The organism is Erwinia sp. LJJL01 (assembly GCF_047300805.2).
GTDB classification, from domain to species: domain Bacteria; phylum Pseudomonadota; class Gammaproteobacteria; order Enterobacterales; family Enterobacteriaceae; genus Erwinia; species Erwinia aphidicola.
On record NZ_CP178576.1, the window covers coordinates 1,267,130 to 1,280,346 of the forward strand.

Here is a 13,217-nt window from a genome sequence, read left to right on the forward strand (position 1 = left end):
GGAGTCACTCTTTTCCGGGTATTTTTCTGTTTCATAACGAGATGAAGATGACTATTCAGATTAAACGCCGCACATTTATCGGCTATTCCCTGTTGCTGATTATAATCTCTGTACTGATAACCGTACTGTGCTATCACCTGTTTGTGTTTAATACCTTCTCCTCTGACGTTAACCAGACGCAAGCTTTTCGTGAGGTCAGCGATGAAGAGGTTAAAAACAGCCCTATTAAGGACAATAAAACCATTATTGAGGTGATGTCTCTTGGCTGCCACTACTGTGCCGCGAATGAAGATAACCTCGCCGAATTCGCACGTTCGCTGCCGGCGGGAAGCCAGTTCAAAGCGATTCACATCACCAGCGACGATAATGGCCTGGCCGTCTACGCTCCGCTATTTGCCACGCTGGAAGAGATGGGTATTGAAGAGAAGTATCGCGACAGCGCCTATAACGCCATCATTACGCGCAATATCAATCTCAGCGATGGCGAAGCGCTTGAAGCCTGGCTAACAAAAAATAATATCGACGTGGGGGAATATCATCGTGTCAGTCAGAGTGACGCAGTAAAAAATCGCCTGAACTATATGGCGGAGGTGACCCGGCATTACGCTATCCGCTCCACGCCAATTTTTATTATTAACCGGCGTTACGTCGTCGCTCAGGATCGCGATTTCCCGGCGTTTGCCGACCGAATGCGGCAGCTGCTCAGCGAGGATAAGTGATCCCAGTGCTGAAGCTTCTGTTGATCCGTATCGTCTTTAGCGTCAGAAATGGCGTTGAGCGGACTGCTGCATTACGCAGTCTGGGGTCGCGCGCGGCCATGGTGATACTGCGCAAAATTTTGCGATACGGCTATCTGCCCGCGCTACTCGCGGTCGCCAGGGCGCTCTGCGCACTGCGTCTTGTCGGCCGGGGCTGGCGTTTGCAAAATGCGGTGGCAACCGAGAACTACCGCTGTCTGACGGGGCAGACTGGGCAGATCAACGCCGCGTGGATTGCGGTGCGCCGTCGCCTGCTGGAAGAAGCGGCCACCTGGGGGCAGAACCCGGCACTTCTGCAGCAGATCCAGCGCTGCGCCAGACAGCTTGATGCGGTAGTGGCACCGCTGCACCGCGAAAAGCACCCGATTATTCTCGCGCCGTTACACTCCGTCTCCGATGTGCTGGCCGCGATGGTGGGCGCCAGCGTGACGCCGGGGAGAGCCAGCGTGGTCGTCTCCGCCAGTGCGGCGCGCTATAACCGCCACACGCGGGCGCTGGGTGGCATCCAGCTCTCCTACTGCTCTATTCATCAGCAGAATAAGGCGCTGGCTGGCGATCTGATGTCGCTGCTGAACGACGTCATCGATGGTCAGCAGAATATGATCATTTTCCCGGATATTTCTCCGGACTATACCCTGCAGGCAGAGGGCGCGCTGGCGGCTAAGCTGCCCTGCCGTCTGTTTGGACGCGCGGCAAAGTTACACAACGGCGTGGTACGCCTATCTGCTGCCATCTCCGCCCAGGTGGTTTTTTATCATCTCTATTACGATCGCGGCCTGCATATCCATATTCATGCCCCCGTGGCGGCTAAAGCGGTGCCCGGCGCCCTGCCTGGCATTATCGAACAGACGCTGCGAACCCGTCCCCAGGACTGGTTGCTCTGGCACAACCACTCTCTCTATTTTATTAATCACTGAACATCATGATGAAAACGACGATCCCCGATGTTATTTTTCAGGAAGAGACCAACGAGTGCGGTCTCGCCTGTGTGGCGATGCTGGCCCAAACCCAGGGGCACCGCGTCTCTCTGGAAACCTTGCGCGAGCTGTTTCCGGCTTCCGATCACGGCACCTCACTTGATGCACTGATGAAGATGATGGCCCGCCTGGGCGTGGCCACTACGCCGGTCCTGTTTGAGCATGCTGAGCTGCGGGATCTGCCGCTACCGGCCATTTTGCACTACGGTGCCAGCCACTTTGTGCTGCTGGCTTACCGCAAAGGCAATCACGCCTGCGTGATGAATCCGGCGATAGGAGAGCAGTGGCTGCCGCTGGCGGCGCTGAAGCAGGAGATCAGCGGCTATGCCCTGATTGTCGATCCTGACACGCATCTGACCGCTCAGATCGCTGAACCCCCGCAGAGCAAAGCGCCGCGCGCGCCGCATGCTATGAGCCTGAAAGAGACCGCCGCCGTACCGGGGATCTACCGGCTGATGATGCTGACTTTTCTGGTGTCGCTTAGCCTGTTTCTGATGCCAACGATGGTGAGCAACGCGATTAACCAGGCCTTCTCCAGTACCGGGAGCGACACCTTCCCCTACGGGGCATTTATCGTGGCGTTTATTGTCTCCACGCTGATGGCAATGGGTGTCAGGATCGTCAGCGAAAGGTTTATCAAACGCTTCGTGCTGATCAACAGCAGCCTCGGCTTCTCGCGTCTGCTGAACAACCCGCTGCGCTTTTTTGAAAAGCGCGCGCCGGGGGAGATTTTCAGCCGTTTCACCGCCTGGCAGTCGGGAATGCTACAAAAGATCGAGCTCGACAACAGTCTGCGCTCCGACTGGGTGATCGCCGTCATCTCCCTTGCCATCATGTTCTGGATCGCCCCTCTGCTGGCGGCCATTTCTGCCGTCGGCGTGACGGTCATGGGCCTAATCAGCATCTGGGCGGTGATCCGCGATCGCTGGTACACCCAGCAGCTACAGCTGAAGGGTGCGGCACTGAACGATTTCTTTATGGAGACGTTACAGGGCGTTCTGACGGTCAAAACCGCCGGGCTGGAGAGCCAGCGCCAGATCGCCTTCGCTGCCTATAGCCGCGATCTGTTCTCCTGCCTGCAGCGGCAAAAAATCTATCAGCAGGTAAAAGAGGGGCTTTACCAGCTGACGGGCAGCATAGAGATGGTGATTTTTATGCTGCTGGTGCTGCCCATGGTCCACAGCAAGCTGATCTCGCTGGGCGATTTTTTTGCCTACAGCTTTCTGCGCCAGATCTTTACCTCATACATTACGCGCATCTTCTACTCGGTGATCCAGAAGTCTCAGCTGCACATCATTGACGGCCGCGCGCACAGCCTGTTTCTGCCAGCGGAAAACGGTGCAGAAGCCGCCCCGCCCGAACCGGTCCTGGCGCACAGCCCGCCACATCTCCACTTTGAGGCCATTCGCTATGCCTGGGATGCGGAAAAAACGATTCTCGACTCGGTCTCTTTCTCTCTGGCGGCCGGTGAGCAGATAGCCATTTTCGGTGAGTCCGGCGCGGGGAAAAGCACCTTACTGCGGCTGATTGCCGGGCTGTTTTCGCCGCAGGCGGGCACCTGCTATGCCGGTGATATTCCGCTACCTCGCCAGCAGCTGGCGCAGTTTGTCTGCCTGCAAAGCCAGGAAGATATCCTGTTTAACGCCTCCGTACGCGAAAACATTACCCTGTTTGATGCCGCCTATCGCGAGCGCGACCAGCAGCGCATTGAGGCACTGCTGGAGTCGCTTGCGCTCGGGGACGCGGTGCGCGGCCTGCCCGGCGGGATTAACGCCCTGATCCGCGAAAGCCACGCCGCGCTGTCGCTGGGGCAACGTCAGCGTCTGCTGCTGGCGCGGGCGATGTACAGCTCACGTCCGGTTCTGCTGCTCGATGAACCGACCGCCAATCTTGACGACGAAACGGCCGCCATCGTGATGGCAGCCCTCCACGCCCACTGTCAGCGCAACGGAAAATCATTGATTGTCGTGACCCATAGCGAACAGGTGATGTCCGGTTTTCATCGCGTTTATCGTCTCGCTGAAGGCCAACTGACGCCACAGGAGCCGCGACGTGAAGCTTAGACCCCGTTGGATAGCGACAGGCTGTGTGCTGGCGATAGCCGTGACCCTCGCCGCCATTGCAGCCTTCGACACCTCATCTTCCCCACAGGAAAGCCTTCAGCTTGAAACGCTTGAACGTGGTGACATCACAAAAATAGTCATGGTCACCGGCATACTGAAACCCGCCGTGCAGGTTAACGTCGGAGCCCAGGTGAATGGCCAGCTGCGCAAGCTCTACGTGCAGCAGGGCGACACTGTGCGTAAAGGCCAGCTGCTGGCCGAGATCGATCCCACTCTCCAGGAGTCAGAACTGAACAATGCGCTGGCGCAGTTAGCCAGCGCGAAGGCGCAGAAGCTGGCGGCGCAAGCCACGCTGCTGCGCTACCGCCAGGAGTATCAGCGGCAGAAGATGATGATGCGCGATGGCTCCGGCATTCGCAGTGAGTTTGAACAGGCGAAGGCACAGTACGATGCGCAGCAGCAGCAAATTGCGGTAAACGACGCGCTGATTGTGCAGGGTGAAATGGCGGTGAAAACGGCCAACGCGAATCTTGGCTATACCCGCATCGTCGCCCCAATGGACGGCGAGGTACTCGGTATTGTGACACGCGAAGGGCAGACGATTGTGTCGTCGCAAACCGCACCGACGATCCTGGTGCTGGCCGATCTCGACACCATGCAGGTACAGACGCGCATTTCCGAAGCGGATATTCAGAAGATCCATCCTGGCCAGCCGCTGCAGTTTTACGTTATCGCCAATCCCGACAAACGCTACGACAGTGAGATGGGCTACGTGCAGCCGGCCCCCCAGGAGGCGCTGGAAGAGCAAAACAGCCGGGGAAATAGCACCAATCAGCAGGCCTCTGCGGTCTATTACACCGGCACCTTTACCGTGCCCAACGCCGACCGCGAGCTGAAAACCTCGATGACGGCTCAGGTGTTTATCCGCATTGCTGCAGCGAACAACGTGCTGCGCATTCCGCTGGCCGCACTGGGGCAGCCGCTGGAGGCCAACCACTACCGCATCCGCGTCTTTAATCACGGCAAACTCTACTCGCGCACCGTACATATTGGCATCTCCGACCGTCAGTACGCCGAAGTGCTGGCGGGGGCTCAGCCCGGCGATCGGGTGGCACTGACCCCGGACGGAGGCCAGGCGTAATCCATGGAACCCATAATCATCTTACGCCATGTCTGCCGGGCGTTTCGTGCCGGAACGCAAACCCTACCGGTATTAAGCGATATCTCACTCACCATTGGGCACGGGGAGATGGTGGCCATCGTCGGCGCTTCCGGTTCCGGTAAATCTACCCTGATGAATATCATTGGCTGCCTGGACCGCCCGACCTCCGGCGAGGTGCTGATCGATGGCGCGGCGGTACACCTGGCCGACAGCCAGCATCTTGCCGAACTGCGCAGTCGCTATCTGGGCTTTATTTTTCAGCGCTACCACCTAATGCCCTATCTGACGGCGGAAGAGAATATCGCCATGCCGGCGCTGTATACCGCGATGCCGGAAAAAGAGCGTCACGCCCGTATTCATTCCCTGGCAGACAAGCTGGGCCTGCGCGAACGCCTTCATCATCGCCCGACCCAGCTTTCAGGCGGTCAGCAGCAGCGCGTCAGCATCTGCAGGGCGTTAATCAACGGGGCGCAGGTCATCCTCGCCGACGAGCCGACCGGAGCGCTCGATAGCGTCAGCGGCAAAGCCCTGATGGACGTACTGCATCAGCTTCATGCCGCAGGTCACACGGTGATTATCGTCACCCATGACCACCAGATTGCCCGCCAGGCGCAGCGGGTGATTGAGATCCGCGACGGCAGAATCATCAAAGATGCCCGTCAGACCCGGCCAGCTACGCCCGTCTCCCTGCCTGAGCAGGATAACGGGCGTGCCTCGCTGACGCGCAGTCTGACGGAATCTTTCCGCATGGCCTGGCGCGCCCTGCGCGGGCACCGCATGCGCGCCTTTCTCTCCATGCTGGGGATTATTATCGGCATCTCCTCCGTTGTCTCCTCCATGGCCGTGGGTGAAGGCGCACGTCAGACCATCATGAATGAAATTGGTAAGTTCGGCACCACCACGCTGGAAATCCATCCCGGTAGCGGCTGGGGCAATCAGCGCCCGGATATGACACGTGCTCTGTCAATGGATGATGTCAGCAGCCTGGAAAAACTCCCGTGGGTGGTGGGCGTCTCCCCGCTGCTGAGCAGCATGACGACAGCCGTGCGCAAAGGCTACGACGCTTCCGTCATGCTGAACGGCGTGTCGCAGAACTACTTTGCCTTACAGGGACTGCAGTTCGTACAGGGACACGGCTTTGGCGCACGGGATGTGGCTGAAAGCGAACCGGTGTTGATCCTTGATGAAACCGGCCGTGATGCCCTCTTTCCGGATGGTGAAGATCCGCTAGGGAAGATCGTACAGATTGCCGGGGCGCCGTGGCGCGTGATCGGCGTGGCCTCCCGCCCCGGGCCGAAGATGATCGGCGGTTTTGTCAGCGGCTGGATACCCTACACCTCGCTACAGCAGCGCATCACCGGCGACAAACCGCTCGAAGCCATCACTCTGCGCTTTCAGGAGACGCTGAAGCCCGCCGAAGCGACGCGCAGAGCGGTGGATCATCTGGTACGCAGTCATGGCAAAAAGGATTTTTTTACCCAGACCGACGATAAGCTGGCAACGGCGCTGCAAAAAACCTCGGACTCGATGTCGCTGCTGATTACGGCGATTGCCGCTATTTCGCTGCTGGTCGGCGGCGTCGGCGTCATGAATATCATGCTGGTATCGGTTACGGAACGCACCCATGAAATCGGCATTCGCCTCTCTGTCGGTGCGCGGCCGTCGGACATTATGAATCAGTTTCTGATCGAGGCGGTCACCATCTGCGTGCTGGGCGGGCTGGCAGGCATCGCCGGTTCGTGGCTGGTAGGTACGCTGTTTTCTCTGATAACGGATGAGTTCACGATGGTTTTTACCCTCTTTCCGCTGGTCATCGCCTGCCTGTTTTCCGCGGCTATTGGAGTGACGTTCGGCTATTTTCCGGCGCGCAGAGCTGCCCGACTTAACCCGATGGAGGCGCTGGCGCGAGAATGAAGATCCCCGCCTTACTTACCGCGATATTGCTGCTGAGCGGCTGCGGTCACCTCGGCAAGAGTGACTATCAGCGCCCGCTGCTTTCACTGCCCGAGCGCTGGCCCGCTGTGGATCGGTCCGATCGGTTCGATCGGCGGTATGACAACTGGTGGGAACGTTTCGACGACCCCACGCTGTCGCGCATCATCACGCAGGTTCTGACCACTAATAACGATGTGGCCGCCGCGGCCATTACCCTGCAGCAGGCGCGCGTGGCCGCCGGGCTAACCGCCACTAACCTGTCGCCGAACGTGGAGCTGACCGGCAGTGCCAGCAACAGCCAGCACCTGCGCGGCGCCGCCGCGACCAGCGAGAGCTACAGCAGCCAGTTAAGCCTGAGCTACGAGCTGGATCTGTGGGGCAAGCTGGCGCGTGTTCGCGAGCAAAGCGAATGGCAGGCCGTCGCCAGCGCTGAGGACTATCAGGCCACGGTGCTCTCCACCATTGGCACCACCGCGCAGCTTTACTGGAACATTGCCCTCTACAACCAGCAGATCCGCAACCGGCAACAAAGCCTGGCGATCTCGCAACAGACGGCGCAGCAGGTGGCATCCTGGTTCCGGGCAGGCAAGGTCGGACAGCTGGATGTGCTGCTCTCTCAGCAGGCGCTGATTGAGCATCAGAACCAGCTGCGCACGCTGCAGCAACAGCGTGAAAACGCGCGCAATGCGCTGGCGCTGCTGCTTAACCGCCCTGCGGAGCAGCACACGGCGGAGGCCGCCTTCCTGCTGCCCAGCCAGCGCGTGCCGGTGCGGGAAAAAACGCCGCTGCAGGTGATTGCCCATCGCCCCGATATTCAGGCGGCTGAGTCACGCCTGCGCGCGGCACTGGCGGGCTATGACGCCTCGCGGCTGAGCTTCTACCCCTCGCTGTCGTTGAATGCTGCTCTGAATGCCGGAAGCCAGGCGTTTAGCCAGTGGTTCCGCGACCCCGTTCGCACCGTCGGCACGTCACTCGCGCTGCCCTTTATCCAGTGGAATACCACACAGCTCACCGTCAGGCAGTCGGGGCTGGCGATCCAACAGGCGGCCATCACTTTTCGCCGCACCGCGTATACCGCTCTCGCCGAGGTGGATAACGCGATGGAGAAGCGCCTCAGCGCCGCGGAGCAGCGCAGCCGCCTGCAGCAGTCGCTGTCGCTGGGCCGCCAGCGTTTAACCCTGACTGAAAGCCGCTATCGCGCTGGCGCGGTGGATTTTAAAACGCTGCTGGACGCCCAGGACGATCTGCTGACGCTGGAAAATACCCTTGCACAAACGCAATACGATTACCTCTACGCCACGCTTCAGCTCTGGCTGGCGCAGGGGGGTGGCAAAACGCAATACAGGATATTAAATAATGACGTTAAATAATCAGGGAAAACGCGTGGTTGTGACCGGATACGGTGCCGTCACGCCGCTTGGCGCAACGGCAGCAGCAAGCTGGCAGTCGATCATGGAATACCGCCGGGGCTACCGCTACGTGGATAAAACTGAGCTGGGCATCCATACCCGTTTTCTCGGGCTGATCGATGAGGAGCCAAGCCTGAAAGGTGTACCCGCAGCGATCCGCCGTAAGCTGCCGCGCTTTGCGCGTCTGACGGTCGGCGCAGCGCGCCAGGCGATGGCGATGGCCTTTGGTGAGGCGCTGCCGCGGGCATTTTATTCTGCGCTGGATTGTGGGGTGATTATGGGGACAGGCTGGGCGGGACTGGATGAAAGCTACAGCGCCCAGGAGGAGTTTGCTACCACCGGCGTCACCTCGCCGTTTAACTGTTTCTTCGCGATGCCCAGCGTGACCACGGCCGCGTGCAGCCAGTTCTGGGGGCTAAGCGGCTATCAAAATACGGTTATTGCTGCCTGCGCCACCGGTACAATGGTGATTGGCGATGCCTGCGAGGTGATCCGCAGCGGTAGAGCAAAAATGATGCTGGCCGGCGCCGGTGAGTCGCTGACCAGCCACTGTGCGGTGTGGAACATCGACGTTCTGGGAGCGTTAAGTAAGGAGCAGTCCGATCCACAACGCGCCAGCTGCCCGTTCAGCGCCCACCGCAGTGGGTTTGTGCTCTCCGAAGGCGCGGCGGTACTCTGCCTTGAAGAACGCGAAAGTGCCCTGGCGCGCGGCGCAACGATCCTCGGGGAGATCACCGGTTACGCAAACTTCTCCGATGCCTGGGACTTCACGTCGCCCGCTGAGGATTGTCTCGCGCGCGTTAAAACCATTACTGAAGCCCTGCATCAGGCGCAGCTGGCGCCCACGCAGCTGGACTATATCAATGCTCACGGCACTTCAACGCCGCTGAACGATCTCAATGAAACCCAGGCGCTGAAGATGGCGCTCGGTGAGGCCGCATACGCGATCCCCGTCTCCAGCACCAAGTCCTACTCGGGCCATCTCATCTCCGCTGCAGGCGTTTTTGAAAGCATTGTTTGTCTGCAGGCGATGGCACAGAGCACCATGCCGGCAACCGCCAACTATCAGCAGCCGGACGAGCTCTGTGACCTCGACTATATCGTTGAGGGACATCGCGCCGGGAACATTCGCCGCACGCTGAACCTGAGCTTTGGCTTTGGGGGAGCCAATGCGGCACTGATCCTGGAAAAACACCCATGATGCCGCTGCACTACACCCTGAGCGATGCACACGACTGGGCAGGCTTCTCCGGGGATTACAATCCTGTCCATTTCGACGCGTCCTGGGCAAAAAAACAGGGCGCAGCGCATCTTAGCGTACACGGCATGCGCGCGTTACTTGATGTCAAAGCCGCAATCAGTCCATCTGCCAGCGATGCCCCCCTGCTGAAATGCACGGTGCGCCTGCGCAGACCGCTGTGGTGTGACATGCCCTATCAGCTGATACGCGATGAGAAAAAAGCGGCAGCGGCCATCGTTCGCGACCCGGCCAGCGGAGAAACCTGCCTCACCTGCCAGATCGCACCCACCGCTGCCCTGCCGGACGTCGACAGCGTCAACGTCAGCCGCGGCGAGCTGGATCGCCCCACGCTGACGCGACTTCAGCAGAAGTTTGCCTCGCTTTTATCTGCCGGACAGCGCTGGCACTTCCTCGACGCGCTGCTGTTTCGCCACCTGATTCAAGATGAGGCGCTGCTTCGTCAGGAGGCCGTCGCCGCTATGCTGCCGCAGGGCACGACGCTGGAAGCCCTGTTCGCCCACATTCCCGTGATTCAGACGCATCAGGAAAGCCTTTTTGACCACCGCCTGCTGGCAGACTGGCATCCGTACGACCCGGCAGAAAATCTGACGCTGGAAACGCTGCCGGTGATGGTCATCGGCGATCTTCAGCAGGGTGCGATTATTCGTATTGCAGCCAGAACCCACTCGCGCAATCACTTTATCAGCACTGCCGTCACTCTCAAGATTGGCCCGGTGGCCATAGCATAAATAAGGATAATATTATGACTGTATACCGCAAAATCAGCGAAATGATCTGCGATGCAAAAGATCTGGAACCCGGCGACATCACGCCAGAAACGACGCTGCCACAGCTTGAGCTGGATAGCCTGGATTATGTCGAACTCATGGTGCTGGCAAAGCGCGAGTTTAAGGTCACGCTGACGGCCGATATGTTTATCAATCATCCCTTTATGACCCTCGAAGAGCTTTGTCAGCTTATTGAGCAGGAGATGGCGCGTTAATATGACCAACAAATGGATATTGATAACCGGCGGCAGCCGGGGAATAGGCAAGGCGCTGGTTATGCACCTGCTGACCGAGTGGAACATCGTCTTTACCGGCCGCAGCGCAGAGAGCATTGCGCCGACGCTGGCGCAGGCACGGAGTATGGGCACCGACACCTGGGTTGAAGGGGTATGCTGCGACGGCACGGATGACGGGCGCGTCGCGCAGGTCGCCGGGTCGTTACTCGAACAGTTTGGCGCACCGCACGCCATTATTCATAACGCGGGGATCGCCCGCGATGCCCTGCACATTCATCAGAATGCGCAGGACTGGCGCGCAATTCTTGATAACAACCTGGTCTCAGTGATGAACTGGCACCAGGGGCTGCTTGCCGAGATGATGACGCAGGGAAGCGGTTCGATCGTGCTGATGTCGTCCGTCACAGCGCTTCAGGGCAACAGCGGGCAGACGGCCTATGCCGCCAGCAAGGCGGCGATGATTGGCATGGCTCGTTCGCTGGCGCGGGAGGTTGGCCGGTTTGGTCTTCGGGTCAACTGCCTGGCCCCGGGATTAATCGCCAGCGAAATGATTGAGGCTGTGCCCGCCGCGAAACTGAAAACGATGCGGCAAAATATCGCGCTACGGCGGCTGGGCGATCCTGTGGATGTGGCCCAGGCCGCCGCCTTTCTGATTGGTGATAACAGCAGCTATTTAACCGGGCAGACGCTGGTGCTTGACGGTGGGCTCTCGGCCTGATTAACCCACGCCGCGAAATAGCTGATTTCGCGGCATCATCAGCTGTGATTGGGCCCACCGCTTGCGGTTAACCTGCTGCACCTGGACAGAGAATTTCCTGTTAGCGCAGCGAGGGGATTAACTGTGGGCCTCCGCTGGATTGCGTAGGCAACCGAACTGCGGAAAGGTATTATTGCCGAACAAAATGACACTATCCCCGACACGCTTAAGGAAAATAATTTTTTCCTTCTGCCTCATACCGAAAAGCAAGCCCGAGACCAGCCCATCATCAATATTGTCTGTGTCGTCGCGCACAGTGTCGAGGCTGACAACTTTATAGAGGTCGGCCTTAAGATTATAGCGTTTATACGCTAGCTCAATCGTGCGGGCGATAATATACTTTTTGCTTTGGTGAGTGAGCAGGCCATCCATTTTAATAAACAGTTTATCACCGTCAACATGGACAAACATGACGCCCTGGGCACGGATCACCTCATTATTTACATTTTGAGTCATGGTGAATGGCGTTTCACAGATAAAAACGGGATCCTTGGAAAAATAAATTACTCCGCCTACCGACAGCAGACAGGTAATAATTGCAAGCAAAGCTGACAGCTTAAGCATTGTGAATCTCTCTTATATACTCACTGGTACAACGATTGCCATTTCGTTCGCATTCAACCATCAAAATTTGAACGTGGTAACCTAAATCACTTTCTATAACCTGACTGTAAAGATAGATTTTTTTTGGCACCGAGCAGTCCAGCACTCTTCCGGACAAAGAAAAAGCGTTATGAATATCCTGCATTGACATGGGAAGATAGACATAAAAACTACACTGATTCAGTGACATCTTTGACGGAATTAATTCTGTGATGTGCTCTTCCACCCTGAAGAAAAAGACAATAAATGCTAAAAAAACAACACTCCCTCCGGCCATAAAATAGATCCGACCCGCGATGAGCTTTTCGTATAAAAAAGGCAGCCATCGTTGATTGACAGCGACATTGGGAGCGTTGACTTCTTCATTAATTACCGCATGTTCCGAGATCGTAAACCCAACGCGAGGGACAGTAATAATAATCTCCTGTTCGATCCCCAAATCATGTAAATTTTTTCGCAGTATTGAAATATATTGATTCAAATTACTGTTAGAAGCCCGTGCGCCAAACTTATCAAAAATAGACTGAAAAATCTCATCGCGCGCTAATACCTCTCCGGAATGCGTCAGCAATGCAGCCAGCAGGCGCGCCGATGTTTGGGATAACTCGATACAATCTCCCGTGAGCAGATTGACAAGTAAAGCCTTTTCGGTATCAAAAATAACTACGCCTTCGATATTGAATCTCATATTCTCCTCCAAACTTAGATTTACTGAACACCCAAAAACAGAACAATAAAATAAAAAAATGATAAATTTTAGATAAAACTTCTGATTCAAGCTTCATTTCACGTTAATGTTGCTAACGAATTACTGGGATCTCATACTACGAGCTTCCTTTGAAGCCCATGGAGTAGGCAAAATGAAAACCTCTGTATGTTCTTACAGTTCAGGTGAGTTACGCAAAGGTCACCACAATCATCTTAAAAATCTGCTTATGCTGGCAATGGAAATGGGTATTAGCAATGTCGAGATTAAAAAGGTTAATATCCCCGAACAGATCTTTATTCTCAACTCGTTAAAAGAGCACTCTTCTGAGGGGTTGTCGACAAGAGAAATTGCCGACCTATGCGGCATTTCCATTTACAAAGTCAGACATTTGCTTCTCCCGTTAGAACAACGCGGCTGTGTGAGCAGAGATAAAATAAAAAAGTATCATAAATGGTACTTACTCAAGGACCAACAGGATCTTAAAATATTGCAGCGATGAATGTTCCCTCTTAGAACAGAAAATCACGTTATATTCATCGCATTTAGAGCATTAAGAGCCGTTGCATCCAAAATGGGGTGC

13 protein-coding genes are annotated in these 13,217 nt (G+C 56.7%); 11 read left to right on the top strand and 2 right to left on the bottom strand.

Annotated features, from left to right (window positions below; translation table 11 throughout):
• Positions 1–53: 53 nt before the first annotated feature.
• From ACLI4M_RS06665 to ACLI4M_RS06710, 10 genes are read left to right on the top strand one after another with little or no spacing between them, the layout of a single operon-like run.
• The gene (locus ACLI4M_RS06665) at positions 54–719 is read left to right on the top strand and encodes a DsbA family protein (RefSeq protein WP_133625004.1); all 666 of its coding nucleotides are present in this window, start codon (positions 54–56) and stop codon (positions 717–719) included.
• 5 nt (positions 720–724) lie between these two features.
• On the top strand, positions 725–1,675 hold the full coding sequence (locus ACLI4M_RS06670) for an ABC transporter (RefSeq protein WP_133622653.1): 951 nt from the start codon (positions 725–727) through the stop codon (positions 1,673–1,675).
• A gap of 8 nt (positions 1,676–1,683) precedes the next feature.
• Positions 1,684–3,798: a peptidase domain-containing ABC transporter gene (locus ACLI4M_RS06675; protein ID WP_133625003.1), complete on the top strand. Its 2,115-nt coding sequence runs from the start codon at positions 1,684–1,686 to the stop codon at positions 3,796–3,798.
• Entirely contained in the window at positions 3,788–4,939 is a 1,152-nt protein-coding gene (locus tag ACLI4M_RS06680; protein ID WP_133622652.1) for an efflux RND transporter periplasmic adaptor subunit, read from the top strand. Before ACLI4M_RS06675 ends, ACLI4M_RS06680 begins: the two co-directional genes overlap by 11 nt.
• A 3-nt stretch (positions 4,940–4,942) precedes the next feature.
• Positions 4,943–6,874, top strand: a complete 1,932-nt coding sequence (locus ACLI4M_RS06685) for an ABC transporter permease (RefSeq protein ID WP_133622651.1) — start codon at positions 4,943–4,945, stop codon at positions 6,872–6,874.
• On the top strand, positions 6,871–8,265 hold the full coding sequence (locus tag ACLI4M_RS06690) for a TolC family protein (RefSeq protein ID WP_099754634.1): 1,395 nt from the start codon (positions 6,871–6,873) through the stop codon (positions 8,263–8,265). Before ACLI4M_RS06685 ends, ACLI4M_RS06690 begins: the two co-directional genes overlap by 4 nt.
• The gene (locus ACLI4M_RS06695) at positions 8,252–9,505 is read left to right on the top strand and encodes a beta-ketoacyl-[acyl-carrier-protein] synthase family protein (protein WP_133622650.1); all 1,254 of its coding nucleotides are present in this window, start codon (positions 8,252–8,254) and stop codon (positions 9,503–9,505) included. Before ACLI4M_RS06690 ends, ACLI4M_RS06695 begins: the two co-directional genes overlap by 14 nt.
• Positions 9,502–10,293, top strand: coding sequence for a MaoC/PaaZ C-terminal domain-containing protein (locus ACLI4M_RS06700; RefSeq protein WP_133622649.1), 792 nt, complete (start codon positions 9,502–9,504; stop codon positions 10,291–10,293). The genes ACLI4M_RS06695 and ACLI4M_RS06700 overlap by 4 nt, the downstream gene beginning before the upstream one ends.
• Before the next feature lie 14 nt (positions 10,294–10,307).
• Entirely contained in the window at positions 10,308–10,547 is a 240-nt protein-coding gene (locus ACLI4M_RS06705) for an acyl carrier protein (RefSeq protein WP_133622648.1), read from the top strand.
• Position 10,548: 1 nt separating this feature from the next.
• Positions 10,549–11,286, top strand: coding sequence for an SDR family NAD(P)-dependent oxidoreductase (locus ACLI4M_RS06710; RefSeq protein WP_048917450.1), 738 nt, complete (start codon positions 10,549–10,551; stop codon positions 11,284–11,286).
• A 117-nt stretch (positions 11,287–11,403) separates the two neighbouring features.
• Here ACLI4M_RS06710 and ACLI4M_RS06715 read toward each other — a convergent pair whose 3' ends face one another.
• Together ACLI4M_RS06715 and ACLI4M_RS06720 are read right to left on the bottom strand one after the other, a co-directional pair.
• A complete protein-coding gene (locus ACLI4M_RS06715) occupies positions 11,404–11,889 on the bottom strand; it encodes a FidL-like protein (protein WP_048917449.1) in 486 nt (161 codons plus the stop codon).
• Positions 11,882–12,616, bottom strand: a complete 735-nt coding sequence (locus ACLI4M_RS06720) for a winged helix-turn-helix domain-containing protein (RefSeq protein WP_062818068.1) — start codon at positions 12,614–12,616, stop codon at positions 11,882–11,884. Before ACLI4M_RS06720 ends, ACLI4M_RS06715 begins: the two co-directional genes overlap by 8 nt.
• 172 nt (positions 12,617–12,788) lie before the next feature.
• Between ACLI4M_RS06720 and ACLI4M_RS06725 the strand changes: the two genes are divergently transcribed.
• Positions 12,789–13,136, top strand: coding sequence for a FaeA/PapI family transcriptional regulator (locus ACLI4M_RS06725; RefSeq protein WP_048918870.1), 348 nt, complete (start codon positions 12,789–12,791; stop codon positions 13,134–13,136).
• Positions 13,137–13,217: the final 81 nt, after the last annotated feature.

Coding starts and splice junctions, on each gene's coding strand:
- ACLI4M_RS06705 (WP_133622648.1), top strand. CDS start 10,308: ATGACTGTATACCGCAAAATCAGCGAAATGATCTGCGATGCAAAAGAT.
- ACLI4M_RS06715 (WP_048917449.1), bottom strand. CDS start 11,889: ATGCTTAAGCTGTCAGCTTTGCTTGCAATTATTACCTGTCTGCTGTCG.
- ACLI4M_RS06675 (WP_133625003.1), top strand. CDS start 1,684: ATGAAAACGACGATCCCCGATGTTATTTTTCAGGAAGAGACCAACGAG.
- ACLI4M_RS06690 (WP_099754634.1), top strand. CDS start 6,871: ATGAAGATCCCCGCCTTACTTACCGCGATATTGCTGCTGAGCGGCTGC.
- ACLI4M_RS06685 (WP_133622651.1), top strand. CDS start 4,943: ATGGAACCCATAATCATCTTACGCCATGTCTGCCGGGCGTTTCGTGCC.
- ACLI4M_RS06725 (WP_048918870.1), top strand. CDS start 12,789: ATGAAAACCTCTGTATGTTCTTACAGTTCAGGTGAGTTACGCAAAGGT.
- ACLI4M_RS06720 (WP_062818068.1), bottom strand. CDS start 12,616: ATGAGATTCAATATCGAAGGCGTAGTTATTTTTGATACCGAAAAGGCT.
- ACLI4M_RS06700 (WP_133622649.1), top strand. CDS start 9,502: ATGATGCCGCTGCACTACACCCTGAGCGATGCACACGACTGGGCAGGC.
- ACLI4M_RS06710 (WP_048917450.1), top strand. CDS start 10,549: ATGACCAACAAATGGATATTGATAACCGGCGGCAGCCGGGGAATAGGC.
- ACLI4M_RS06695 (WP_133622650.1), top strand. CDS start 8,252: ATGACGTTAAATAATCAGGGAAAACGCGTGGTTGTGACCGGATACGGT.